General features: G+C 72.7%; 25 protein-coding genes. 11 read left to right on the top strand and 14 right to left on the bottom strand.

Translation table 11 applies throughout. The features are described 5' to 3' along the window. From ACFWU6_RS27115 to ACFWU6_RS27100, 4 genes are all read left to right on the top strand, one after another. A partial coding sequence (locus tag ACFWU6_RS27115) for a vitamin B12 dependent-methionine synthase activation domain-containing protein (RefSeq protein ID WP_383983534.1) occupies window positions 1-1,026 on the top strand: 1,026 nt, incomplete at its 5' end. A 26-nt stretch (window positions 1,027-1,052) separates the two neighbouring features. Further along, complete coding sequence (metF, locus tag ACFWU6_RS27110; RefSeq protein WP_383800067.1) at window positions 1,053-2,006, top strand: methylenetetrahydrofolate reductase [NAD(P)H]; 954 nt, start codon at window positions 1,053-1,055, stop codon at window positions 2,004-2,006. A 5-nt stretch (window positions 2,007-2,011) separates the two neighbouring features. Continuing rightward, window positions 2,012-3,430 (top strand): adenosylhomocysteinase, encoded by a 1,419-nt coding sequence (gene ahcY / locus ACFWU6_RS27105; RefSeq protein ID WP_383983532.1) that lies wholly within the window; start codon window positions 2,012-2,014, stop codon window positions 3,428-3,430. Between the two features lie 151 nt (window positions 3,431-3,581). Further along, window positions 3,582-4,223, top strand: a complete 642-nt coding sequence (locus tag ACFWU6_RS27100; RefSeq protein WP_383983530.1) for a DUF1772 domain-containing protein — start codon at window positions 3,582-3,584, stop codon at window positions 4,221-4,223. Between the two features lie 36 nt (window positions 4,224-4,259). Here the strand turns inward: ACFWU6_RS27100 and ACFWU6_RS27095 are convergent, their stop codons facing one another. Then, window positions 4,260-4,757: a DUF1772 domain-containing protein gene (locus tag ACFWU6_RS27095; protein WP_383800076.1), complete on the bottom strand. Its 498-nt coding sequence runs from the start codon at window positions 4,755-4,757 to the stop codon at window positions 4,260-4,262. A gap of 316 nt (window positions 4,758-5,073) precedes the next feature. On the opposite strand from ACFWU6_RS27095, the gene ACFWU6_RS27090 reads away from it, so the two are divergent. Further along, window positions 5,074-5,982: an SAM-dependent methyltransferase gene (locus tag ACFWU6_RS27090; protein ID WP_383800079.1), complete on the top strand. Its 909-nt coding sequence runs from the start codon at window positions 5,074-5,076 to the stop codon at window positions 5,980-5,982. Window positions 5,983-5,985: 3 nt separating this feature from the next. Further along, window positions 5,986-7,083, top strand: coding sequence for a terpene synthase family protein (locus tag ACFWU6_RS27085; RefSeq protein ID WP_383983528.1), 1,098 nt, complete (start codon window positions 5,986-5,988; stop codon window positions 7,081-7,083). A gap of 62 nt (window positions 7,084-7,145) precedes the next feature. Here ACFWU6_RS27085 and ACFWU6_RS27080 read toward each other — a convergent pair whose 3' ends face one another. The 8 genes from ACFWU6_RS27080 to ACFWU6_RS27045 all read right to left on the bottom strand — a co-directional run bounded on the left by ACFWU6_RS27080 (window position 7,146) and on the right by ACFWU6_RS27045 (window position 13,589). Then, complete coding sequence (locus ACFWU6_RS27080; RefSeq protein ID WP_383983526.1) at window positions 7,146-8,552, bottom strand: cytochrome P450; 1,407 nt, start codon at window positions 8,550-8,552, stop codon at window positions 7,146-7,148. After that, complete coding sequence (locus tag ACFWU6_RS27075; RefSeq protein ID WP_383800088.1) at window positions 8,549-9,169, bottom strand: ATP/GTP-binding protein; 621 nt, start codon at window positions 9,167-9,169, stop codon at window positions 8,549-8,551. The genes ACFWU6_RS27080 and ACFWU6_RS27075 overlap by 4 nt, the downstream gene beginning before the upstream one ends. Next, the gene (locus ACFWU6_RS27070; RefSeq protein WP_383800091.1) at window positions 9,150-9,509 is read right to left on the bottom strand and encodes a DUF742 domain-containing protein; all 360 of its coding nucleotides are present in this window, start codon (window positions 9,507-9,509) and stop codon (window positions 9,150-9,152) included. The genes ACFWU6_RS27075 and ACFWU6_RS27070 overlap by 20 nt, the downstream gene beginning before the upstream one ends. Further along, on the bottom strand, window positions 9,506-9,910 hold the full coding sequence (locus tag ACFWU6_RS27065) for a roadblock/LC7 domain-containing protein (protein WP_383800094.1): 405 nt from the start codon (window positions 9,908-9,910) through the stop codon (window positions 9,506-9,508). The genes ACFWU6_RS27070 and ACFWU6_RS27065 overlap by 4 nt, the downstream gene beginning before the upstream one ends. 6 nt (window positions 9,911-9,916) lie before the next feature. Beyond that, window positions 9,917-11,479: a sensor histidine kinase gene (locus ACFWU6_RS27060; protein WP_383800097.1), complete on the bottom strand. Its 1,563-nt coding sequence runs from the start codon at window positions 11,477-11,479 to the stop codon at window positions 9,917-9,919. Window positions 11,480-11,995: 516 nt separating this feature from the next. Next, window positions 11,996-12,478: a hypothetical protein gene (locus ACFWU6_RS27055; RefSeq protein ID WP_383800099.1), complete on the bottom strand. Its 483-nt coding sequence runs from the start codon at window positions 12,476-12,478 to the stop codon at window positions 11,996-11,998. Between the two features lie 221 nt (window positions 12,479-12,699). Then, the gene (locus ACFWU6_RS27050; protein ID WP_383983524.1) at window positions 12,700-13,131 is read right to left on the bottom strand and encodes a pyridoxamine 5'-phosphate oxidase family protein; all 432 of its coding nucleotides are present in this window, start codon (window positions 13,129-13,131) and stop codon (window positions 12,700-12,702) included. Between the two features lie 134 nt (window positions 13,132-13,265). Further along, a complete protein-coding gene (locus tag ACFWU6_RS27045) occupies window positions 13,266-13,589 on the bottom strand; it encodes a DUF427 domain-containing protein (protein ID WP_383983522.1) in 324 nt (107 codons plus the stop codon). A 283-nt stretch (window positions 13,590-13,872) separates the two neighbouring features. On the opposite strand from ACFWU6_RS27045, the gene ACFWU6_RS27040 reads away from it, so the two are divergent. Beyond that, entirely contained in the window at window positions 13,873-14,055 is a 183-nt protein-coding gene (locus ACFWU6_RS27040) for a hypothetical protein (protein WP_383800108.1), read from the top strand. A gap of 142 nt (window positions 14,056-14,197) precedes the next feature. On the opposite strand, the gene ACFWU6_RS27035 is transcribed toward ACFWU6_RS27040, so the two are convergent. Continuing rightward, the gene (locus ACFWU6_RS27035) at window positions 14,198-15,133 is read right to left on the bottom strand and encodes a ScbA/BarX family gamma-butyrolactone biosynthesis protein (RefSeq protein ID WP_383983520.1); all 936 of its coding nucleotides are present in this window, start codon (window positions 15,131-15,133) and stop codon (window positions 14,198-14,200) included. 113 nt (window positions 15,134-15,246) lie between these two features. On the opposite strand from ACFWU6_RS27035, the gene ACFWU6_RS27030 reads away from it, so the two are divergent. Further along, a complete protein-coding gene (locus tag ACFWU6_RS27030) occupies window positions 15,247-15,876 on the top strand; it encodes a ScbR family autoregulator-binding transcription factor (protein WP_383800114.1) in 630 nt (209 codons plus the stop codon). Beyond that, window positions 15,873-16,757, top strand: coding sequence for an NAD(P)H-binding protein (locus ACFWU6_RS27025; RefSeq protein WP_383800116.1), 885 nt, complete (start codon window positions 15,873-15,875; stop codon window positions 16,755-16,757). Before ACFWU6_RS27030 ends, ACFWU6_RS27025 begins: the two co-directional genes overlap by 4 nt. Before the next feature lie 88 nt (window positions 16,758-16,845). Here ACFWU6_RS27025 and ACFWU6_RS27020 read toward each other — a convergent pair whose 3' ends face one another. After that, window positions 16,846-17,469: a TetR family transcriptional regulator gene (locus tag ACFWU6_RS27020; RefSeq protein WP_383800119.1), complete on the bottom strand. Its 624-nt coding sequence runs from the start codon at window positions 17,467-17,469 to the stop codon at window positions 16,846-16,848. Window positions 17,470-17,754: 285 nt separating this feature from the next. Here ACFWU6_RS27020 and ACFWU6_RS27015 point away from each other — a divergent pair, with 285 nt between their 5' ends. Then, window positions 17,755-18,417 carry a winged helix-turn-helix domain-containing protein gene (locus tag ACFWU6_RS27015; protein ID WP_383800212.1) on the top strand — a complete coding sequence of 221 codons (663 nt, stop codon included), beginning with the start codon at window positions 17,755-17,757 and terminating at the stop codon, window positions 18,415-18,417. A 248-nt stretch (window positions 18,418-18,665) separates the two neighbouring features. Here the strand turns inward: ACFWU6_RS27015 and ACFWU6_RS27010 are convergent, their stop codons facing one another. Beyond that, a complete protein-coding gene (locus tag ACFWU6_RS27010) occupies window positions 18,666-19,874 on the bottom strand; it encodes an MFS transporter (RefSeq protein ID WP_383800121.1) in 1,209 nt (402 codons plus the stop codon). A 65-nt stretch (window positions 19,875-19,939) separates the two neighbouring features. Here ACFWU6_RS27010 and ACFWU6_RS27005 point away from each other — a divergent pair, with 65 nt between their 5' ends. Further along, window positions 19,940-20,350, top strand: coding sequence for a MerR family transcriptional regulator (locus ACFWU6_RS27005; RefSeq protein WP_383800124.1), 411 nt, complete (start codon window positions 19,940-19,942; stop codon window positions 20,348-20,350). 47 nt (window positions 20,351-20,397) lie between these two features. Here ACFWU6_RS27005 and ACFWU6_RS27000 read toward each other — a convergent pair whose 3' ends face one another. Further along, window positions 20,398-21,294 (bottom strand): fumarylacetoacetate (FAA) hydrolase, encoded by an 897-nt coding sequence (locus tag ACFWU6_RS27000; protein WP_383983517.1) that lies wholly within the window; start codon window positions 21,292-21,294, stop codon window positions 20,398-20,400. 77 nt (window positions 21,295-21,371) lie between these two features. Then, window positions 21,372-22,676: a pyridoxal phosphate-dependent aminotransferase gene (locus ACFWU6_RS26995; protein ID WP_383800128.1), complete on the bottom strand. Its 1,305-nt coding sequence runs from the start codon at window positions 22,674-22,676 to the stop codon at window positions 21,372-21,374. Window positions 22,677-22,759: the final 83 nt, after the last annotated feature.

The raw sequence follows: 22,759 nt of genomic DNA, 5'->3' as shown, positions 1-22,759 counted from the left end.
GCCTACGTCGAACAAGACCTCCACGACATCTACGAAGGCGAAGTCCGCTACGCCCGCGACGCCTTCGAAGGCCTGCGCCTCATGGACGCCCTCATGGGAGTCAAACGCGGCGTCCCCGGCATCGAGCTCCCGCCCCTCAAACAGCGCCGCGTCGCCCAGCGGGACACCCCGGCCCCCGAGGTCCAGGACGTCCCCGAACTGGGCTCGGTCCGCTCCGACGTGGCCGTCGACAACCCGGTCCCCACCCCGCCGTTCTGGGGCACCCGCGTCGTCAAGGGCATCCCGCTCAAGGACTACGCCTCCTGGCTCGACGAAGGAGCCCTCTTCAAGGGCCAGTGGGGCCTCAAACAGACCCGCAACGGCCCCACCTACGAAGAACTCGTCGAAAGCGACGGCCGCCCGCGCCTGCGCGGCCTCCTGGACCGGCTGCACACCGAGAACCTCCTCGAAGCCGCCGTCGTCTACGGCTACTTCCCCTGCGTCTCCAAGGGCGACGACCTCATCCTCCTCGACGAGGACGGAGGCGAGCGCACCCGCTTCACCTTCCCCCGCCAGCGCCGCGGCCGCCGCCTGTGCCTCGCCGACTTCTTCCGCCCCGAGGAGTCCGGCCAGACCGACGTCGTCGGCCTCCAGGTCGTCACCGTGGGCTCCAGGATCGGCGAGGCCACCGCCAAGCTGTTCGAGGCCGACGCCTACCGGGAGTACCTGGAACTGCACGGGCTCTCCGTCCAGCTCGCCGAGGCCATGGCCGAGTACTGGCACGCCCGCGTCCGCTCCGAGCTCGGCTTCGGCGCCGAGGACCCCTCCAAGGTCGAGGACATGTTCGACCTCAAGTACCGCGGGGCCCGCTTCTCCCTCGGCTACGGCGCCTGCCCCGACCTGGAGGACCGCGCCAAGATCGCCGACCTGCTGCGGCCCGAGCGGATCGGAGTCCACCTCTCCGAGGAGTTCCAGCTCCACCCCGAGCAGTCCACCGACGCCATCGTCATCCACCACCCCGAAGCGAAGTACTTCAACGCACGCTGAACCCCTGAGCCGGAAAGGAGCCCGACATGCCGGCTGCCCTGGCCACCGCCACCGAACGCCCCCGCACGTCCGCCCCCGCCACCCTCGGCGTCCGTGAACTGCTGGCCCAGGGCCGGCAGACCTTCTCGTTCGAATTCTTCCCCCCCAAGACCGACGCGGGGGAGCGGACCCTGTGGGCGGCCATCCGCCGCATCGAACCCCTCGCACCGTCCTTCGTCTCCGTCACCTACGGCGCCGGCGGCTCCTCCCGCGACCGCACCGTCGAGGTCACCAAACGCATCGCCGCGGAGACCACCCTGCGCCCGGTCGCACACCTGACCGCCGTCGGCCACACCGTCACCGAACTGCGCCACATCATCGGCCAGTACGCCGACGCGGGCATCCGCGACGTCCTCGCCCTGCGCGGCGACCCGCCCGGCGACCCCAAGGGGCAGTGGACACCCCACCCCCAGGGCCTCACCCACGCCCACGAACTGGTCACCCTCATCCGCCAACTGGGCGACTTCACCGTCGGCGTCGCGGCCTTCCCCGAACGCCACCCCCGCTCGCCCTCCTGGACCGAGGACATCCACCACTTCGCCGCCAAGTGCCGGGCCGGAGCCGACTACGCCATCACCCAGATGTTCTTCCACGCCGAGGACTACCTGCGCCTGCGCGACCGGCTCTCCTCCGTCGGCTGCCTCACCCCCGTCATCCCCGAGATCATGCCCGCCACCGACTTCCGCCAGATCCGCCGCTTCGCCGAACTCAGCGACGCCCGTTTCCCGGACGCACTCGCCCAGCGGCTCGAAGCGGCCAAGGACAACCCGGCGGACGGCCACCGCATCGGCGTCGACTACGCGACCGCCATGTCCGAGCGCCTCCTCGCCGAGGGCGCACCCGGCCTGCACTACATCACCCTCAACAAGTCCACCGCGACTCTAGAGATCCATCAGAACCTGAACGTCAGCCAGTACCCAGCCACCACCATCACGGAGTAGAACCCATGGACTTCAAGGTCGCAGACCTCTCCCTCGCCGACTTCGGCCGCAAGGAGATCACGCTCGCCGAGCACGAGATGCCGGGTCTGATGTCGATCCGCCGCGAGTACGCCCCCTCGCAACCCCTCGCCGGCGCGCGGATCACCGGGTCGCTGCACATGACCGTGCAGACCGCCGTGCTGATCGAGACCCTCGTCGCCCTCGGCGCCGAGGTCCGCTGGGTGTCGTGCAACATCTACTCCACCCAGGACCACGCGGCCGCCGCCATCGCGGTCGGCCCGAACGGCACCCCCGAGGACCCCCGGGGCGTCCCCGTCTTCGCCTGGAAGGGCGAGACGCTGGAGGAGTACTGGTGGTGCACCGAGCAGGCGCTGACCTGGCCCGGACACGCCGGCCCGAACATGATCCTCGACGACGGCGGCGACGCCACCCTCCTGGTCCACAAGGGCGTCGAATACGCGAAGGCGGGCACCGTCCCCGACCCCTCCACCGCCGACAACGAGGAAATGGCCCTGGTCCTCGCCCTCCTGCACAAGACGTCCATCGACTGGACCGCCCTGGCCGCCGACATCCGCGGCGTGACCGAGGAGACCACCACCGGCGTCCACCGCCTCTACGAGATGATGGCCGAGGGCACCCTGCTCTTCCCGGCGATCAACGTGAACGACGCCGTCACCAAGTCGAAGTTCGACAACAAGTACGGCTGCCGCCACTCCCTGATCGACGGCATCAACCGCGCCACCGACGTCCTCATCGGCGGCAAGACCGCCGTCGTCTTCGGCTACGGCGACGTCGGCAAGGGCTGCGCCGAGTCCCTGCGCGGCCAGGGCGCCCGCGTCATCGTCACCGAGATCGACCCGATCTGCGCCCTCCAGGCCGCCATGGACGGCTACCAGGTCGCCACCCTCGACGACGTCGTCGAGACGGCCGACATCTTCATCACCACCACCGGCAACAAGGACATCATCATGGCCGCCGACATGGCCAAGATGAAGCACCAGGCCATCGTGGGCAACATCGGCCACTTCGACAACGAGATCGACATGGCCGGCCTCGCCAAGGTCGAGGGCATCGTCAAGGACGAGGTCAAGCCCCAGGTCCACACCTGGAAGTTCCCCGACGGCAAGGTCCTCATCGTGCTGTCCGAGGGCCGCCTGCTGAACCTCGGCAACGCGACCGGCCACCCCTCCTTCGTCATGTCGAACTCCTTCGCCGACCAGACCCTGGCCCAGATCGAGCTCTTCACGAAGCAGTCGGAGTACCCGACCGGCGTCTACGTGCTCCCCAAGCACCTGGACGAGAAGGTCGCCCGCCTGCACCTGGACGCCCTCGGCGTCCGCCTCACCACCCTGCGCCCGGAGCAGGCCGACTACATCGGCGTCAAGGTCGAAGGCCCCTACAAGCCCGACCACTACCGCTACTGACCCCAGCCGCCGCCGAACCGCCCGCCACCGGCTCTCGAACCCCGCTCGAGAGCCGGTGGAACCTCATGGCCGGGTGCCCCGGCAAATGCCACGATCGGATGTCCGTGCCCAGGGCGAGCACCACACCCACCACCCCAGATGAGGATGTCCCATGAACCCCAAACCGGCCGGTAGCCCCCCGCAACACCCTGCCGGCGGCCCCAATCCGTACCACACGGCCCCTGCCGGCCACCACGCCCAGCACCAGCACCAGCCCGCGCACCAGGCCCCGCCGACGCCCGCCCCGGCCGCCGGCGGCAAGGCGGCCACCACCCTCCTGCTGGTCTCCACCGTCCTCGTCGGCCTGATGGCGGGCCTCTTCTTCGCCTTCGACGTCTCGGTGATGCCGGGACTGGCGACAGGAGACGAACGCACCTACGTCAGCGCCATGCAGGCCTTCAACAAGGCCATCGACGGCAACGGGCTCTTCGGCATGGCGTTCGTCATCGCCCTGCTGGCCTCCGCGGCCTCCGCGATCACCGAATTCCGCAAGGGCCGCCGCACCGTGGCGATCTGGGTCGCGGCAGCCACCGCCGCCTACTTCGTCGTCCTGATGATCACCTTCACCGTGAACATCCCGCTCAACAACGAACTGGCCGACGCCGGCGACGCCGCCACGATGAGCGACTTCTCCATCGTCGACAGCTTCAAGACCACCTGGGTCACCACCAACATCGTCCGCACCCTGCTGTGCACGGTCGCCCTGACGGCCCTCTCCCGCGCCCTGGTCCTCTACGGCCGCGCCACCCGCTGACCCCCGCAGCCCACCCCCCCCCACGCCCGCCCACCCTCAGCCGGCCTGGCCGTGCAGGTACAGGGCCCAGGCCAGGAAACCGACCGCAGCCGTGCACAGCAGCGTCCGCCAGACGTTGGCCCGCGCCCACGGACCCTCGAAGGCCCGCCGCACGGCCGCCGGATCCGCGATCCGCCCCACCGGACCGGCCTTCTCCAACGCGTTGTTCAGCGGGATGTTCACCTTGTTCGTGACCCCCATCGACACGACATAGCAGACCAGCGCCGCGATCAGCGCGGGCAGCACCTCGCGCCCGTCCGACGGGATGTGCAGCGCCAGCGCCACCGCCGTGAACAAGAACGCCCCGATGTACCCCAGCACGAACCAGCCGTTGAGGATCGCCACGTTGATCCGCTGCATCACCTCGATGACCGTACGGTCATCGGTGCGCCTCAGACCCGGCATCACGGAGACGGAGAAACCGTAGAACAGGCCACTCACCAGGCCCATCGCGACGGTCGCGGCGATCAGCGAGGCAAGGCGTGCGGTCTCCATCGTGTGTCCCCCTGCTCGTCCGCCCCCGAAGTATTCGGTCACCGGTTCTTCGGGAACGGGTCATCAGATCGTCAAGTCATGGCGACTATACGGGCGCACGCCGCCACGGCACGGGCCGTTCGAGCGATCCTCCACCACATTTCCAGCCCCACAGAATGCTTTCTTCGACATCCACGGAGACGTGAGCCGTCCGCGCGGGCTGACGTGACGCACGAGAAGTGCCAGGCTGTCCATGCTTCAACAGAATGCCGGCACAGCGCACGGCGGCAGCGGCGCAGCGCGCCCGGCAGCCCTACGCCACGAAAGGGCGGACCACATGAGCATCACACCCTTCGTATCGTCCTTAGGCGGCGGCCGGTTACCGAACCAGGACGACGAAGTACGGCGCTACTACAGCCGCAAGACCCAGGACATCCTCCACAAATACGGCCCCGGCCCGCGCGTGCACTTCCACGTAGGCCTCTTCGAAGACGGATCCCACCCCCACACCACCGTCGCCCAGAGCACCCTCAAGCAGCGCATCATCGAAGCCCAGGAAGCGATAGTCGAGCACGCCGCCCGCTCCTGGGGCGCATACGAGAAGCCACCGCGCCGCCTCCTGGACATCGGCTGCGGACTGGGCGGCGCCTCCCTCTACTGGGCCCAGGAGCACGCCACGTCGGTCACCGGCCTCACCGTCGCCGCCGAACACCTCCCGATCATCGACCACTTCGCCCGCCAGGCAGGCGTCCGCCACCGCATGACCCCCCTCCACAAAGACGTCCACGACCTCGACGAGACACACGCCTACGACGCCGCCTACGCCAACGAGAGCAGCGGCTACACCGACCGCACCCGCCTCTTCGACGTCGTCGCCAAGGCCCTGCGGCCCGGCGGATGGTTCGGAATCCAGGAACACTTCGTCGTCCGCCCCCAATGGCGCACCTTCATCGACGGCTACTACCGCACCCGGCTGGGAACCCGCGAGGAATACCTGACCGCCGCCGAGGCAGCCGGCTTCGAACTCGTCCAGGACGAGGACGTCACCGACCGCGTCGCCGAATTCTGGGTCCAGTCCATGGCCTGGAACACCGCCGAACTCGACCGCCTCCAGGCCGGCGGCGCCCCCTCCGCCTGGACCCTCGAACGGCTGGGGGAGTCGACCATCTTCCACAGCAGACTCTTCCGGATCTGGCGCGACCACGCGATGGAGACCCGACTGCTGCGCTTTCGCCTCGGAGGCTGACCCATGACCCCCACCGAGCGCCCCTCGCGGATCGGCACCCCCCTGCCGCCCTTCTACTGCCCCCTGGACCGCGACCTCCTCCACCCCCGGGCCAAGGAGATCGAGGCCCGCGCCGTCGACTGGCTCGACACCCACGGCCTCTACCCCGACCCCGTCGAACGCGCCTGGGGCCTGGCCACCCACAGCGCCGACTTCTCCTGCCGCATCATCCCCCGCGGCCGGACCGAGCCCCTGCTCCTGTTCACCCAGTGGAACTACTGGGCCAACGCCGTCGACGACTGGCAGGACTCCGGAGCCGGCGACATCCGCACCGCCGCCGTCGCCGACCACGGCATACGACTGCTGCGGACCCTGGAGAACCCCACCGCCGCCCTGCTCCCCGACAGCCCCATGACCCGCGCCCTGACCGACCTGGTCCGCCGCACCCACACCCTGCTCACCCCCGTCGAACTGCGCCGCTTCGCCGAAGGCACCCGCGACTGGCTCCTGGGCGCCACCTGGCAGGCCGCCCAGGCCGAACGCGGCTCCATGCCCACCCTCAACGACTTCGCCGCCATGGGAGCACTCGCCAACGGCACCCGCTTCTCCCTGACCTGGTCCGACGCCGCCGCAGAGGTCCGACTGCCCGCGGACGTCCTGCACTCACCCGCCCTCCAGGCCCTGACCGACGCCGCCGGCTTCGTCGTCAGCGCCGACAACGACCTCTTCTCGTACGACAAGGACGACCACCTGGAGCCCCGCGAGGTCAACCTCGTCAACGTCATCGCCCACCAGGAGGGCTGCACCCCCGCCGAGGCCGTCCCCCTCGCCGTCGCCCTGCGCGACCGCGTCATGGCCCTGTTCCTCAGACTCCGCGACCACCTGTCATCCGGCGCCGATGAGCCCCTCACCCGCCACCTGGAAGCCCTCGGCCACTACATCGCCGGCTGCATCGCCTGGCAGAGCCGAGCACCGCGCTACGCCAGCCCCCGCAACCGCCACACACTGCCCCGCAACGGAGCACGGCTGCCCGTCCGCTACACCGACACGCCCAGCGACCCCCGCACCGCGCCGCCGCCGCTGCCCGCCCTCGCCCACTGGTGGCGCCAGACACCCCCCTGAAAAAGCCCGGAGCGGGCCCCGGCCGCCACCGGCCGGGACCCGCTCCACCGCACACGGCCGCCTCAGTCCAGACCCAGCAGCCTGCGCCACCAGGTCGGCCGGCGCCGGCCGGCAGCCGCCACCGCCGCCGGGGCGGCCGCCGGCCGCGGCGGCGGCACCACCGCGTGCCCGGGATGACCCGACGGCTGCTCCGGATACGGGTACGCCCCCCCGTCCTGCACCGGGCGGGCCGCGAACCGCACCGGCAGCGCCAGCAGGTGCCGCGACATCAGCGTGCCGCGCCACCGCAGCGCGCTCTGGTCCACCGCCAGCTGCAGATCCGGCAACCGGTCCAGCAGCACCTCGATCCCGGTGTCCGCGATCGCCCGCCCGATGTCCTGCCCCGGACACTCGTGCGGCCCGCTGCTGAACGCCAGGTGCGAACGGTTCCCGTGGACGGAGGCCGCCGGATCGGGACGGATCTGCGGATCGGCATTGCCCGCGGCCAGACCCAGCAGCAGCATGTCGCCCGCCCGCACCTGCTGCCCGCCCAGCATCGTGTCCCCGGTCGCCCACCGCCCGATGATCGTGTTGATCGGCGGATCGTCCCACAGCACCTGCTCCAGCGCGTCCGGCAGGGTCAGATGGCCCCCCGACAGACTCGCGCGGAACCGCCGGTCGGTCAGCACCGTCCGCAACGTGTTCGCGATCAGGTTCGCGGTCGTCTCGTACGCCGCGATCAACACCACCCGCAAGTGCATCAGCACCTCGGTGTCGCTCAGGTTCGCGGAATGCTCCAGCAGCCACGACGCCAGGTCACGGGCCGGCTGGACCTTGCGCTCCGTCACCAGCGCCTCCAGCGTGGCCGTCACGTACCGGTCGCTCTCCAGGGCCGTCTCGGTCCCCTGCAGCATGTCCCGGGCCGCCTTCACCAGCCGCGGCCCGTGCTCGTCCGGCGCCCCCACCAGCTGCGTCATCACCAGCATCGGCAACTGGTCGGAGAACGCCGACACCAGATCGGCGTGCCCGTCACCGGCGATCCTGTCCACGAGCTGGTTCGCGAAGCGCGTCACATAGCGGCGGATGCCCCGCTTGTCGAAACGCTGCAAGGACTCCACGACCGCCCCGCGCAGCCGCTCGTGCACCGGGCCGTCCGTGAAGTTGCACACCGGCACCCACGTCACCATCGGACCCAGCGGCGTGTGCGCGGGCACCCGCCCCTCCCTCATGTCCCGCCAGCCCCGCGGATCACGCGCGAACCGCGACGGCGTCCGCGCCACGTCCAGGTTCTCCCGGTGCCCCAGCACCAGCCAGGCCGGCAGGTCCCCGCTGACCAGGACCGGCGCCACCGGACCGTGCTCGGCCCGCAACTTCTCGTACAGGCCCATCGGATCGGCCTGCGCCTCCGGCCCGTGGAGCCGGTGCAGGCCGCCCACCGTCGCCGCGTTGTGGGCCGGGCACTGGGGCGGCGGGACGGGATTGGTGCTCACATTGCCTCCGAAGTTGCTGCCTGGGAGTGCAGGTAGCGCATGAGGGTCAGCAGGACGTCGCGGCACGAGTCCCGCCTGCGGGCGTCGCAGACGAGGATCGGCACCGCAGGGGGAAGGTCGAGGGCCGCACGCAGCTCCTCGAGCGGATGGTCGGGAGCATCGGGAAAGGAGTTGACCGCCACCACGAACGGCACCCCCCGCTCCTCCAGCCGCCCGATCACATCGAAACTGATCTCCAGCCGACGGGTGTCCAGGAGCACCACCGCGCCCAGCGCACCCTCGAACAGGCCCCGCCACAGGAACCAGAACCGCTCCTGGCCGGGCGTACCGAACAGATAGAGAACCAACTCCTCGTTGACGCTGATCCGCCCGAAGTCCATCGCCACGGTCGTCGTGGTCTTGCGCGCCACACCGCGCGTGTCGTCCACACCGACACCCGCCTTGGTCATGGTCTCCTCGGTCGTCAGCGGCTTGATCTCACTGACCGCACCGACCATCGTCGTCTTGCCGACGCCGAAACCGCCCACAATGACGACCTTCACGGCCGCCGCCGCCGACTGCGGGAGTATGTCCTCGCTCCGCGGCCCGGCGGCCGCCTCAGAGCTTCTGTAGTCCATCGATCACTGCCTCGATCAGAGCAAGGTCGGGAAGTTGGGCGGCGGGCACGGGCGGACGCACGAACACCTGCTGGCCGGCCAGCAGATCACTGACCAGCACGGTCACCGCGCTCACCGGCAGAGCCGCGTACGCGGAGATCTCCGCCACCGACAGCGGCGCCTGGCACATCCGCAGGATCGCGGCGTGCTCGGGCTGCATCTCGGGCCGCGCCGCCGCCTTCGCCACCACCAGCGTCACCAGGTCCAGACGACCCGCGGTCGACGGCCCGCTGCGCCCGCCGGTGATCACGTAGAGCCGCTCGGGGCTGGCATCCTCCCAGCTCGCCGGCGGCTCACTCACGCGAGCTGCCCGTCATGCCGGGGCGGGCTGCTCAGGTGCTCTCCAATCCGGCTCACCAGACCCCGCATCTGCGCCCCCATCAGCCCGGCGTCGACACCCTCGTCGGCCAGGACCGCCAGGTAGGAACCGTCACCCGCCGCCATCAGATAGAAGAACCCGCCGTCCATCTCGATCACGACCAGCCGCATCCGCCCCCGTGAATGGGGCAGCTCCGCGGCCACGGCCCCGGCCAGGCTCTGCAGCCCCGCACACGCCGCCGCCAGCCGGTCGGCCGTATCCGTCTCGGCCCCGAACTGCGCCACGCACAGGCCGTCCGCGGACAGCACGATCACGTGCCGCGTCTGCGGCACTCCCGCGGCCAGGTCCTTGAGCATCCAGTCCATGCTGCTTCGCTGTGTCATCACTGCTTACGTCCCTTTGGTCGCTGAGCCCGACGCGTCCTCGCCGCCGCCCTGGCCGGGCACGCCGGACAGGCCGCTGTGGAAGGCCTCCAGCCACAAGCCGGGGGCGTCCGCCGCAGCCCCGGGCGCGGCGGCGGGCGGGGTGTCGGGGGTGGTGGCACGGTCCTTCCGGCGCCGCTGCGGCAGCCCGCCCGCGGTACGTTCGGTCACCTGCACGCCCTCGTCCTCGCCGGCCGGCCCGTACCCGGGCGCCGACCCGGAGACGGCCGCGCGCACCGGCCCGGCCGCCGCCGCGTGCGCCGGCCCCGGCGCGCGGACCGACAGGTGGTCGGCCGGGTGCTCCCGGGGCGCGGGCGCCGCCGCCCGGGGACCCGAGGAGGCGCCGATGCCGTGCGCGAGACCGGTCGCCGCCGAGGGGCTGGTGATCAGGTCCTGCGGCACGATGAGCACCGCGCGCACCCCGCCGTACGCGGAGGAGCGCAGGGCGACCTGGAAGCCGTACGCCTGAGCCAGCCGCCCCACCACCGCCAGGCCCAGCCGCGGCGTCTCGCCCAGGTCGTTGAGGTCGATGCCGGTCTGCGCCTGGGCGAGCATCTGCTCGGCCCGCTTGCGGGCCTCCTCGCTCATGTTCACCCCGCCGTCCTCGATCTCCACGGCGATCCCCGACTGCACCTCGACGGCCGTCAGGTGGACCCGGGTGTGCGGCGGCGAGTACCGGGTGGCGTTGTCCAGCAGCTCCGCCAGCGCGTGGATCAGCGGCTCCACCACCGGACCGACGACGGCCACCTCGGAGACCGAGTGGAGCTCCACCCGCTGGTAGTCGATGATCCGCGACATCGCACCGCGCAGCACGCTGTACAGGGTCACCGCCCGGCTCCACTGGCGGCCCGGACGGGCCCCGCCCAGTACCGAGATGGAGTCCGCGAGCCGCCCCACGAGCGCGGTCCCGTGGTCCAGGCGCAGCAGGTCGCCGAACACGTCCGGATTCCGGCCGTGCCGGTCCTCCATCTCCCGCATCTCCTGCGCCTGCTGGTGGACGATCGCCTGCACGCGCCGGGCGATGTTCACAAAGGCCCGCTGCGCCGAGTCGCGCAGGTTCTCCTCCGCGTCGACCGCATCCACCACCCGCGCCAGCACGCTCTGCAGCGCCGCCCGGAACTGCGGTGTCAGCGAGGGGTCGTTGCCCCACCGGTTGCCGTATCCGCCGCGCCCGCCCAGCGAGTTCAGCACCTCCTCGGGGAACTCGCCCCGGCGCAGCCGCTCGATGGCCTCGGTGAGGACCACCTCCGACAGGTGCACCGTCTCGGCCTCCTGCCGGGACAGCGTGTGGTGGAGGGCGGCGACCCGGGCCTGCTGCGCGGCCACCGCGCGGCCGCGCCGCAGCGCCTCGCCGAGGGCCGCGGCGGTGCACGCCGCCCCCAGGGCGGTCCAGGCGGTGCGCGACGGCTCCGACGGGGAGAGGAGGGCTCCGGCCAGGCAGGCGGCGGCCAGGGCCGCGATCACGGGCAGCAGCCAGCTTATCCCTGACTCCGGGCGGGAGGCTTTGGGTCGGAAGTCTTGTTGCGCCATCAAGTTCCTCGAGCCGTCGAAAGAGGGGATCTTATGACCGGTGGGCGGGAGCATAACGGCGTCCAACTCGCCGTTTCCGCGATTTCGCCGGAGTTCATCGGACCGGAGGATCGATTACGCGCCACTGTCGACACGGCCCCCGCGGAGCCCGCCGCGGACCCGCCCCGCGCGGTCCGGACAAAACCGGGAAAGGCGAGGACGGCGCGTTATTCGGCTCGCACACGAAAAGCGAATTCGAACGTATTTCTCGCCCATTTCAGGCCGTGAACCGCCACCCGGAAGAAGCGCCCGCCGCCGCACCCGACCGGACCGGGCACGGGATGTCGCTGCCGGGCGCCGGGGGCCGTTGCCCTCATGGGGCGACGTAAAGGGAAGGGGGCCGCGGTGCTGGACGATCCTGCGGGCCCGCCTGTCGCAGGACGCGGCCCTGGCGCAAGCCCGGCGGTGGGTCCCCCGTGGAGCGGACCGCGCCGTGACGGCGGCCCCGGCGGCCGCGCGCCACCGGGGCCGCCCGCCTCACCACACGAGCTTGTAGGTGACGTCCTTGGGGATCGGGGACGGCGCGGTGTCGGTGAAGAGCAGCCGGACCGTGGTGAAGCGCTGCACCCCGGGGTGGCCGGGCCAGGGCTCCGGGTTGGCCAGGGTCACCGTCACCGGGTAGGAGCGGAACCGGCCCGCCGCGCAGTCGGGGCGGCAGTCGTTGGCCATGTCGGTACCGGTGGCCGTGGCGGTCCGCGGCCCCCAGGTGTCCCAGCGCAGCCCGACCAGGGTGTTGTTGCCGTCCCCGCAGGCCAGCAGGTACTCCTCGGGCCGTACCTGGGCCTGGGTGAAGCAGTCCACGACCACCAGCGGATCCGGCGCCGGGGCCACCGCGGCCCCCGCCTGCGCGGAAGCCGGGACGGCGCCCGCCACCAGGGCCGCCGCCGCACACAACAGGCCGGCCGCCCGCACCCCGGACCGCGGTCCACGGGTGAGCCGGCCGTCTCCGGAAACGTCCACGAGGCCCTCCTCGCCCGTACGCCCCGCCGTCGGCACGGCGGGCATGCCCAGCTTCCCCCATCCGGACGCACCGCGCACCCGCTGGCGGCCCCGGCCCGGGGAGGCCCCACCCGCGCCGGCGGCCCGGCCCGCGGGACCCGGCCGCCGGACCCGCCCGCCGCCCGGGACGCCGGACGCCCCCCCGCCGGCCGGCGGGGGAGGGGAGGGGCGGGTGCGCCGGCTCAGACGTTGCCGAGGTCCGAGCTCACCCACCGCTGCGGACGCATGTGGAAGACGACCTGCTCCCCGTGGTCCTTCCAGGCGAAGTCGACGTACCCCTCGACCTTGTCCGCCGGCAGGTACCGCGAGGAGATCTCCACCAGCTGCTCCCGCGTGGCCGGCACGCTCGACAGGACCGGCCCCTCGACCGACACGTACCGGATCGTCGGCTCCAGCCGGTCCACCATCAGCGTGAACCGGCCCGCGGAGCGGATCAGTTCGGCCTTGCGGGAATCCCGGCCGGTCATGATCCAGACGTCTCCGCCGGGCGCGTACTGGTACCAGATCGGCACGGTCAGCGGTGCCCGATCACCCTCCGCGCCCGCGCTCACCGCCAGCGCGGCGACGTGGGGCTCGGCGAGGAACTGCTCACGTTCGGTACGGGACAGGGCCACGGCACACTCCTTCAGCACGGAGACAGACCTACGACGGGAGAACCCCGCTCCGCCCCCGGCCCATTCCCCGCCTCCGAGCCCATTCCCCGCCGCCACCCGCACGGCCCGGCCGCCGCCCGCACGGCGCGCGGGGCTCAGAGGACCTCGGTGTCGTAGAAGCACAGGTGGTCCTTGATCGCGGCGACCTCCGGCCTCGGGTCCGCGTACGCCCAGGCGACGTCGGCGCCGCCGGGCACCGACCAGTAGCCGGCGTCGCCCTTGAACGGGCAGTGGGTGCGCGTGCCGGAGGGCGTCAGCAGCTCGGTGCGCACGTCCTGGGGCGGCAGGTAGTACCGCATGGGGCACCCCGTCTCGCTCAGTACCAGGGGCCGCCGGCTCTCGGCCAGGACCTGCCCGTCCCGTACGACGCGCACGTGCTCGCCGCCCTGCCGGATGCTGATGTCGTGTCCACGTGTCATACCCCCCTCAGCGCCCGCCCCCGCCCCGTTCTTCCCGCCCCCCGCCGCCGGTGCCGCGAGGGCCCCGCGTCGTTGGCCAGGGAGCGGGGGAACCGAAACCCGAGTGGACCGCCGCGGCCGTCCGGGGGAGCGGTGTCCCGCAGCGCCCTGCTGAGCGCGCACCGGAGCCCCGCAGGCGGCTGCTGACGGCACGTCAACGACGGCTGCCGCCGCGGGAATACCCGTCGGGGGCAGGGGCATACGGCCAACGGAACGGTTCGCGCTGGCGTCGGAGGTGTCGGAAATGACCGGTGAGAAGGTTCTCGAGTGCTTCCCCGCCGGCGGGCCCCGCGGAAGCTGGCCCGCCGAGGAGTACGCGGCCCAGCGCCGCGCCCAGGGACTGCCGGCCCGGGTCGTCATGGACCTCACCCGGGACGCCTTCCTCGTCGTGGCCCAGGAGCCGGAGGGCGCCGCGGCGGCGGCGTGACCCGCCCTAGCGACCGCCCCGCGACCGCCCCCGCGACCGGCGCCCCGATCGAGCGCGGCCCCGGCCGTCCGGGGCCCGCGCCCCCGCCGCATGGCGGGACCCGCGGGCCGCGGACGGCCGCTGTGCGGCGGGGCCGGCGCCCTCAGCCGGGCTGTGCCACCGTGGTCACGGTCGAGGAGAAGACGGCCCTGCCCTCCTGGGACGCGGTGACCTTCACCCGCGCCCGCCCCGCTCCGTCGGGCAGCGCGGGCTCGGCCGCCACCAGGCAGGGCCGGTCGAACTCCACGTACCGGAAGAACTCCGTGTCGAACTCGACCGGGACCACCGGGTGTCCGGCGCAGGCCTGCGCCGCCTGCGCCGCGGCCTCCAGCAGCACCATGCCCGGTACGTGGTCGTGCGGGTGGTCGAAGAGGACCTGGTGGCTGACGTCCACGCGCAGCTCCCACTCGCGGGCCGGACCCGTCGGCGAGAGGACGACCTCCCGTTCGTCACGTCGGCCCATCAGGGCCGCGGGCGCCGCCGGGGCGGGCGGCAGGGCCCGCGCGAAGGCCTCGCCGGCGTCCGCGTACCGGCCGCGCAGCCGGTTGTACAGCGCGGGCGGATGGGCGGTGTACTGCACGTCGGCGCTGCCCACCTGCACCCCCTCGCGCACCGCCTCTATGTGCGAGGTGAGGTGGACCGAGCCCAGCCGCCGGCGCCTGACCAGCGGGTGCGTGATCATCAGGGTGACGGTGGCGGGCTGCGAAGAGGTCCATAACGCCTCGGGATTGACGGAGGACCAGAGGTGCTCCCAGCCCAGCCGGTGGCTCAGGGGGATGTCGTGGACGCTGTGGGTCAGCAGGGCCAGCGCCTGGCGCAGGCTCTCCACGAAGAGCAGGGGTCTGTAGCGTCCCTCCTCCGTGTGGAAGGAATGGCTGATCGGCCATCTCGCCGTGACCTGCTGCGCGGTGGCGCAGGCTTCGCTCCAGTCGGTGACCAGGGCTTCGCCCGGCACGGACTTGCGGACCAGGGTCAGGACGTCGGGTTGGACGGGCGGTCGGGCGGCGTCCTGGTGGTGGACGGTCGTGTGCGGTGCCATGCGAGTTGTCTCCTCTGGGCGCGACGAACCGGGGCGTGCGTGTGCGATCCGCCCGCCCCTCTGCATAAAATAAAGAACAATTTTCTTTTGGTGAAGAGGGTTAGGGTGAACACATGGCCGGACGGGCAGTGAAACAGGAGCGGGCCGAGCGGACGCGCGCGGCGCTGATCCAGTCGGCGGCGGAGGTGTTCGCGGAGCTGGGCTTCGCCGGAACCTCCGTGATGAAGATCGCCGACCGGGCGGGGGTGACGCTGGGGGCGCTGTACTTCCACTTCAGGAACAAGGAGGAGCTGGCCCGGCAGATCGTCGCCGGCCAGCCCGAGCTCGTGGTGCCGCCCCAGCCCTCCCAGGGCCTCCAGCACGCGGTCGACACCACGCTCACCTGGGCCTACCAGCTCCTGGACGACCCGGTCCTGCAGGCGGGCGCCCGACTGGTGTGGGAGCAGGAGCACTTCAACCCGCCGGAGCAGAACTCCCACCACCAGTGGACCGAGATCCTCCTGGAGGACCTGCGCACCGCGCAGAGCAAGCGGGAGCTGAAGGCCTCCACCGACGTGGCGGCCATCGCCCGCCTGGTCGTGAACGCCTGCACGGGCGCCCAGATGCACTCCAACGTCGAGACCGCGCGCGCCGACCTCCCCCAGCGCGTGGAGGAGATATGGCGATGTCTGCTGCCGTGCATCGCGGTGCCGAGCGCCGTCAAGAGGATCGAGCTGGGCGAGGCCCGGGGGAGGGCGGCATGAGGCCCTGGCCGCAGGCGGGGCCGCGCACGGTGGTCACCGGCGCGACCGGCGCGGTGGGACGCCACGTGGCCCGCGGCCTCGCGGCGGCGGGCGGGCACCCGGACGGCGTCCGGCTCCTGGTGCGCGACCTGGACAAGGCCGCGCGCACGGGACTGCCGGGACGGCCCGTCGACTGCGACCACGACGACCGGGCCGGGCTCGAACGCGCCCTGGCGGGAGCCGACTCCGTCCTGGTGGTCACCGCGAACCCGCTGCGCCCCCAGCACGACGAGAACATCCTGGCCGCCGCCCGCGCCGGCGGGGTGCGGCGGGCCGTCAAGCTGTCCTGGCTCGCCGTCACGGACCCCGGCGCCGACGACCTCATCACCCGGTGGAACCGCGACTGCGAGGCGCTGCTGCGCGCCTCGATGCCGCAGTGGACCGTGCTGCGGATGCGCTCGCTGATGTCCAACACCCTCTCCTGGGCCGCCTCGATCCGGGAGGAGTCGGTGGTGCGGGCACTCGGCGGGGACGCCCCCACCGCGAGCGTGGACCCGCGCGACGTCGCCGCGGCCGCGATACGGGCGCTCACCGGACCGGGCCACGCCGGCAGGGCCTACGCGGTGACCGGCCCGGGGCCGATCACCGCCCGCGAGCAGACCGCGCAGCTCGCCCGGGTGCTGGGAAAGCCCCTCGGGTACGAGGAGTTGACCCCCGACCAGGCCCTGGGACTCTGGCGTGCCCGCTTTCCGGAACCGGTGGCCCGGGCCCTGCTCGAAGGGGCCGAGCGGCGGGCGGCGGGCGGCGCGGCCGGCGTGGAGGGCGACCTCGAGGCGGTCACCGGGCGCGCACCGAGACCGTTCGCGTCCTGGGCGGCCGACCACACCGACCACTTCCGCTGACCGCCCCCGGGGCGCCCCTGCGCCGGGGACGCCCCCGGGCCCCGGCTCGCACGGCCCCGCTCGCGGGCCCCGGTTCACCGGACCGGGCTCACCGCGGGGGGCACGGCCCGCTCCGCGACCGGCGCGCGGGACGGTTGCCGCGCAGGGTCAACTCCCAGACCCGGGCCAGCTGCGCGGCGGACTGGCCCGCCAGGTGCTCGTGGTGACAGGCCCGTTGGCGTATCTCCGCCTCCACACCGGTGACCAGGTGCGCGGCCAGCGCGGCGAGCGTGCTCCAGTCGTCGGCGGGCCCGGTCCGGTCGCGGGGCGGGCGGCGCAGGCGCTCGCGGATCACCGGGCCCCAGGCCGAGGCCCAGTCGGGCGCCGCCCCGGGCTGCTCCCTGCTCAGCCGGGCGGCGGCGCGTACGGCGACATCGCTCTCCAGCAGTTCGGCGAGCGCCAGGGTCAGGGAGACCACCGACTGGACCGGGGCCTCCCGCCGGGTCGCCACGTCGCCCACCACGGCCACCGTGGCGGCGTGGCCCTGCTCCCTGACGGCCGCCGCCAGATCCTCCTTGTTCGGAAAGTGGAAGGTCAGAGCCCCCATGGAGATTCCGGCGGACCGGGTGATCCGCGCCAGGGACGACCCCGCGTACCCGTTGCGGTCGAACTCGCGGGCGGCCGCTCGGACCAGGCTCCGTCGCGTCCGGGCGGCCCTCTCTTGCATCAACATCGGCCCTCTCTTGCCTCACCGTGGTCTTCCCCCGCTCGAACAGCGCCCGGCGTGCGGCCTGTTCATCCGACGTTAGTCCGCTCACACGGCTTAACCTTCAAAAAAAAAAGACACTATTATTTATATCTCGCGGTGAGGGTGTGCGGCACCCTCGCGCCGACCGGTGGAGGGGGAGCCATGACTCAGGGGGGAACCTTGCGGGTTGGGGGAGCCAGGGGAGCGCAGGGCACGCCGCCGGGCCCGGGCCCGGGCAGCCCGCGCCCGGGGAAGGCCACCGGGACGCTGATGGTCCGGGTGCTCGTGGTCGAGGACGACGCGGCCGCCGCCGAGGCCCGGGTGCGCGACCTGCGCCGCCAGGGCTACTCCGCGAGCAGCGTCGACACCGGGGCGGAGGCGCTGCGCACCCACCAGCACTCGGACCTGGTCCTGCTCGACCTCGACCTTCCCGACATCGACGGCCTGGAGGTCTGCCGGCTGATCAGGGAGGCGGGGGACAAGCCCATCATCTCCGTCACCGCGCGCGACACCGAACTGGACCGGGTCCTGGCCCTGCAGGCCGGAGCGGACGACTGCGTCGTGACCTCGTGCGGACTGCGCGAGATGACGGCGCGCATCGAGGCCGTGCTGCGCCGGTCCCAGCCGCAGCCGGAGCCCGTCCGGACGATCTCCCTCGACCCGCTCCACATCGACGTCGGGGCCCGGGAGGCCCGCCTGCGCGGGGAGCCGGTGAACCTCACGGCCAAGGAGTTCGAGTTACTGCACATCCTGGCCGCCAACCCGCAGAACGTGATCTCCCGCAGGGAGCTGATGGCCCGGGTGTGGGACACCAGCTGGGCGGACTCCAGCCGCACCATCGACACCCACGTCAGCAGCCTGCGCGCCAAGCTCGGTGCCAGCCGGTGGATCATCACGGTCCGCGGCGTCGGCTACCGGATGGGCCGCGGCTGACGTGCGGATGCGGCACCCGCGCCGAGCGCCGTCGCACCGGCCCCGGCGTCCGCACCCCCCCGGCGTCTGCGCCGACTGCCGCGGCCCCGGGGGCGGTCGCGGCCCGGCGGCGGGAGGGAACGCGGATGCGGCCCCCGGGTGATCGGCGGCTTCGGACGCCTCGATCACACAGGGGCCGCATCGGGTGCCGACCCGCCGGCCGCCGCCCGGACGGGGGCGGTCGCGGCCGGTTGCCGTCCGGCGGTGCGTCAGGCCGTGTCCGGCCGCTTGGCGGGGAAGGCGTGCGCGCGGGCGAGGACCACGACGAGCAGGACCGGTGCCAGCAGGGCCAGGACGCTCCACGGGAAGGAGGTGGGGCTCAGGGAGTCGAGCAGGATGCCGCCGACGGCCCCGCCGCCCGCCATGAAGGAGTTCCAGGTGGTGACCAGCAGGGCCTGTGCGCGGTCGCCGCCGGCGTCGGTGACCGCGGTCTGCAGCAGGGTGGCGACGCCGCCCCAGCCCAGTCCCCAGAGCACCATCGCCGCGTAGACCATGACGGGGCTGGCGGCCAGCAGGGCCAGCAGGACCGACGCCGCGATGAACAGGGCGGTGCTGCCGATGGTCAGCGCCCGCAGGCGCCGGTCGACGAGGGCGCCGGTGATGAAGATGCTCACCATGGAGGCGAGGCCGAAGACGAGCAGCACGATGTCGCGGGAGGCGCCCATGTCGTACTCGTCGAGGAAGGTGGCGATGTAGGTGTAGAGGATGTTGTGGGCCAGCACGTAGGCCGCGACCACGAACAGGACCGCTGCCACGCCGGGCAGGCGCAGGGCCCGCAGGATCGGCTCGCGGCTCTCCGGCCGCTGCCCCGGTGCGTCGGGTACCGACACGAGGATCCACACCAGCAGGGCGACCGAGACCACGGTCACCAGGCCGAAGGTCATCCGCCAGCCGAACAGCCCGCCCAGGAAGGTGCCCACGGGGATGCCCAGCGACAGGGCCAGCGGAATGCCGGCCATGGTGATGGCGATGGCCCTGCCCTGCAGGTGAGGGGGTGCCAGTCGGCGTGCGTAGCCAACGAGTTCGGCCCACACGACGGCCGCGGCGACACCGGCCACCAGGCGGAACGCCATGGTCAGGGCGTAACTGGAGGAGAGGGCGGTGACCGTGTTGGCGACGGCGAACACCATCACCGCGAGCAGCAGCAGCTGCTTGCGCCGCCAGCCGGCCGTCGCCACGGACACGGGGATCGCCGAAAGGCCCGTGGCGATCGCGTAGATGGTCAGGGACTGCCCGGCGGCGGACTCGCTGACCGACAGGTCGCGGGCCATCTCGGGCAGCACGCCCGCGGGCAGCGCCTCGGTCAGGATGCCCATGAAGGCGGCCGTGCCCAGCGCCAGCAGCGGCGAGAGGGGAAGCTTGCGGTCGTCGGTCGGCTTGGGGGATTCCGGCGGTGACTCAGTGTGGGAAGTAGTCATGGCTAGTATGCTCAAACCCTTACATAGATGTGAAGGTCAAGAAGGACCGATGTGAGGTGGGTCACATGCGTATCGGGCAGTTGTCAGAGCGCACCGGCACCTCCCGCCGACTGCTGCGCTACTACGAGGAACAGGGGCTGATCCGATCCGGCCGCTCCCGCAACGGCTACCGGGAGTACGACGAGGACTGCGTGGACCGGGTCCTGCAGGTCAGGGGGCTCCTCGACGCCGGACTGCCGACGCGGATCATCAAGCAGGTCCTGCCGTGCATCGACGCGCCCCGCACCATCCACGTCTCGGGCGCCACCGCCGAGACCATCGCCACGCTGGAGCACGAGCGCGACCGCATGACCGAACGCATCCGGTGCCTGGTCCGCAACCGCGACGCCATCTCCGGCTACGTCGAAGCGGTACGCCGGGCGTCGCCGCAGGCGGCTCCCGCGCAGGCCCCCGAGACGGCGGCCGCCCCGGCCTGACCGGCACCGCTGGGCCCCGGCCGGGCCGCAGCGGGCCGCCCCGCCCATCAGGCGGCCCCGGCCCGGCCGGTGTACTCGATGCGGTTGGACAGCACGACGCCGTGGCTGCTGACGTCGATGGTCACCCGGTCGCCGTCGGCGATCCGGAACCCGTCGTGGTAGCTGGCCTTGTCCGCGCCCAGCAGCACGTAGCTCACCAGCCCCGGCCGGCGCATCACCGGATACGAGAACAGGTGGTCCACCAAGTCCTCCACCCGGTGGTACAGGGCGTCCGCACCGCACGAGAAGGGGCCCTTCCAGGCCACCGCGCCGTCCCGCTCGATGGTGATCCGGCCGGTCACCGTCCGCGGAGGCGCGTCCAGGAACAGCCAGGGCGTCATGGACGTCTCGCACAGCTTGGAGTACGGGGTCCACCCCCACGGGTTCTGCAGGTGGTAGCCGATGTCGTTGAGGTCGTTGGCGAAGGTGTATCCGGCGTAGTGCGGGGTGCCGTCCTCGCCGTTGACGTAGACCAGAGCGACCTCCGGCTCCTCCAGCAGCGCGACCGTCGAGGCGGCCGCCGCCAGGGGCTCGTCCGGCATCCGCACCCAGGAGCCGAAGCCCTTGATCAGCCAGTTCGGCGGCCTGAACTCCGCCCGCGGGTCCGGGTCGTCGGCGTACTTGGACCGGTGCGTGCCCATGAACCCGGTCAGCAGGGCGTCCCCGCCGCCCGCGGGCAGCAGCGGCGGCAGCAGCCGCACCTGCGGGTCGCCGGCGGTCACCGTGAGCGCCTTGGCGCCCTCGGCGACCGCGGCGGCCACCGCCTGCGGGCCGCCGCCCGCCAGCAGCACCTCCCGCAGCCGCCCCTCGGCCACTCGGTACAGGGTCATGGCCTCACCGGGGACCGGCTTGCCCAGACCCGCGTACCGCAGGCCCTGGTACTCGCATTCGAAGAGGATGGACATGGTGGTCGAGGACCTCCTGGGTCGTGGAACGGAAGCCGCGGGCCGGGGCGCGCCCGGCACACGGCGGGGAACGGTGCTCACGGCCGCCCCGGCCCCGCGGGCCGGGCGGCCGGCGATCGGGTCACATCGCCCAGGACCTCGGCGATGCGGTCCAGGGACGCGCCGATCCAGGGGAGCCGCAGCGGGTCCGCGGCGCTCAGGGCGGCCGTGCGCTCGGCGGCGCTCTCGCCGTACAGGCGGCCGGTGGCCGCCCGGACCCGCAGCGAGCGCCCCGGCTCCCCGAAGGCGCTGCCCGGCAGCAGGCCCACCCCGTACCGCTGCGCGAACAGCGCGGCGAGCTCCGCGCCGCCGTGCACGCCGTGCACGGCGGCCAGCTGCTCCCGCAGCGGCTCGAAGTCCGGGTACAGGTAGCTCGTGGCCCGCACGGGCGCCAACTGCGCCCCCGCGGAGGCGAACCGGCGGGCCACCGCACGCACCACCGTCTCGTGCAGCCGCCGGGCGGCGGCGACGTGCGCGAGGACCTCGGCGGGCTCCTCGAAGGCGTACGCCGCCGCTGCCTGCACGGGCGCCGCGGTGCTCGACCAGATCTGGCTGGCGACGGCGACCAGCCGGGTGTGCACCGCACGCCCCAGCGGACCCTCGGGGAGCCGGGCCACCCCCGTCCGCCAGCCGCCGAGCGCCAGGTTCTTGGTCAGCCCGGTGGTCACCACGGTCCGCTCCGGGGCGAAGACGGCCGGGGAGACCGCCCGGTGGGCCGGGTCGAACACCAGGTCGCAGTAGATCTCGTCGGAGACCACGACCAGGTCCAGGTCCCGGGCCGCCTCGGCCAGGGCCCGCACGGTCTCCGGCGCCGCGACCGTGCCCGTGGGATTGTCGGGCAGGGTCACCACCACGCACCGCGGGTCGCGCCCGGCGGACCGGGCCAGCGCCACCGCCTCGCGCAGCGCCGCAGGATCGGGCACCCCGCCCTCACCCGGCAGGGTGGGCACGGGGACCGGCCGGGCCCCGGCCAGCTCGGCCTGCGCCGCGTAGCTGACCCAGCCGGGCACCGGCACCACCACGTCGCCGCCGACGGCCAGCATCAGGGCGAACAGCAGCGGCTTGCTCCCGGGACCGCAGACCACCCGCTCGGGGTCGGTGGGAAGGCCCCGCCGGCCCCAGTAGCCGGCGGCCGCGGAGCGCAGCTCCCGGCTCCCGGACACCGGGCCGTAGGCGTTGAGGTGCGCGGCCGCGGCGAGCCGCTCCCGCAGCGCGGGCAGGACCGGCAGGCCGATCTCACCGCTGGCCAGCGACAGGACCCGCTCTCCGCCGCGCCGACGGCGCTCCAGCTCCTCGTCGGCGGCGAGGGTCGCCGACATGGTCACCGGCGGGGGTGCGGGCATGGCAGCCTCCAACTGATCGGTACCCGACGGCCCTGATCCGGGCCGTCGGGACAGGCGGGGACAGGCGGGACAGGGGGGACAGG

This window comes from Streptomyces sp. NPDC058674, from assembly GCF_042716505.1.
Classification (GTDB): Bacteria; Actinomycetota; Actinomycetes; order Streptomycetales; family Streptomycetaceae; genus Streptomyces.
Note: the sequence above shows the minus strand (reverse complement) of the source record. Positions and strands in the feature narration are given on the sequence as shown.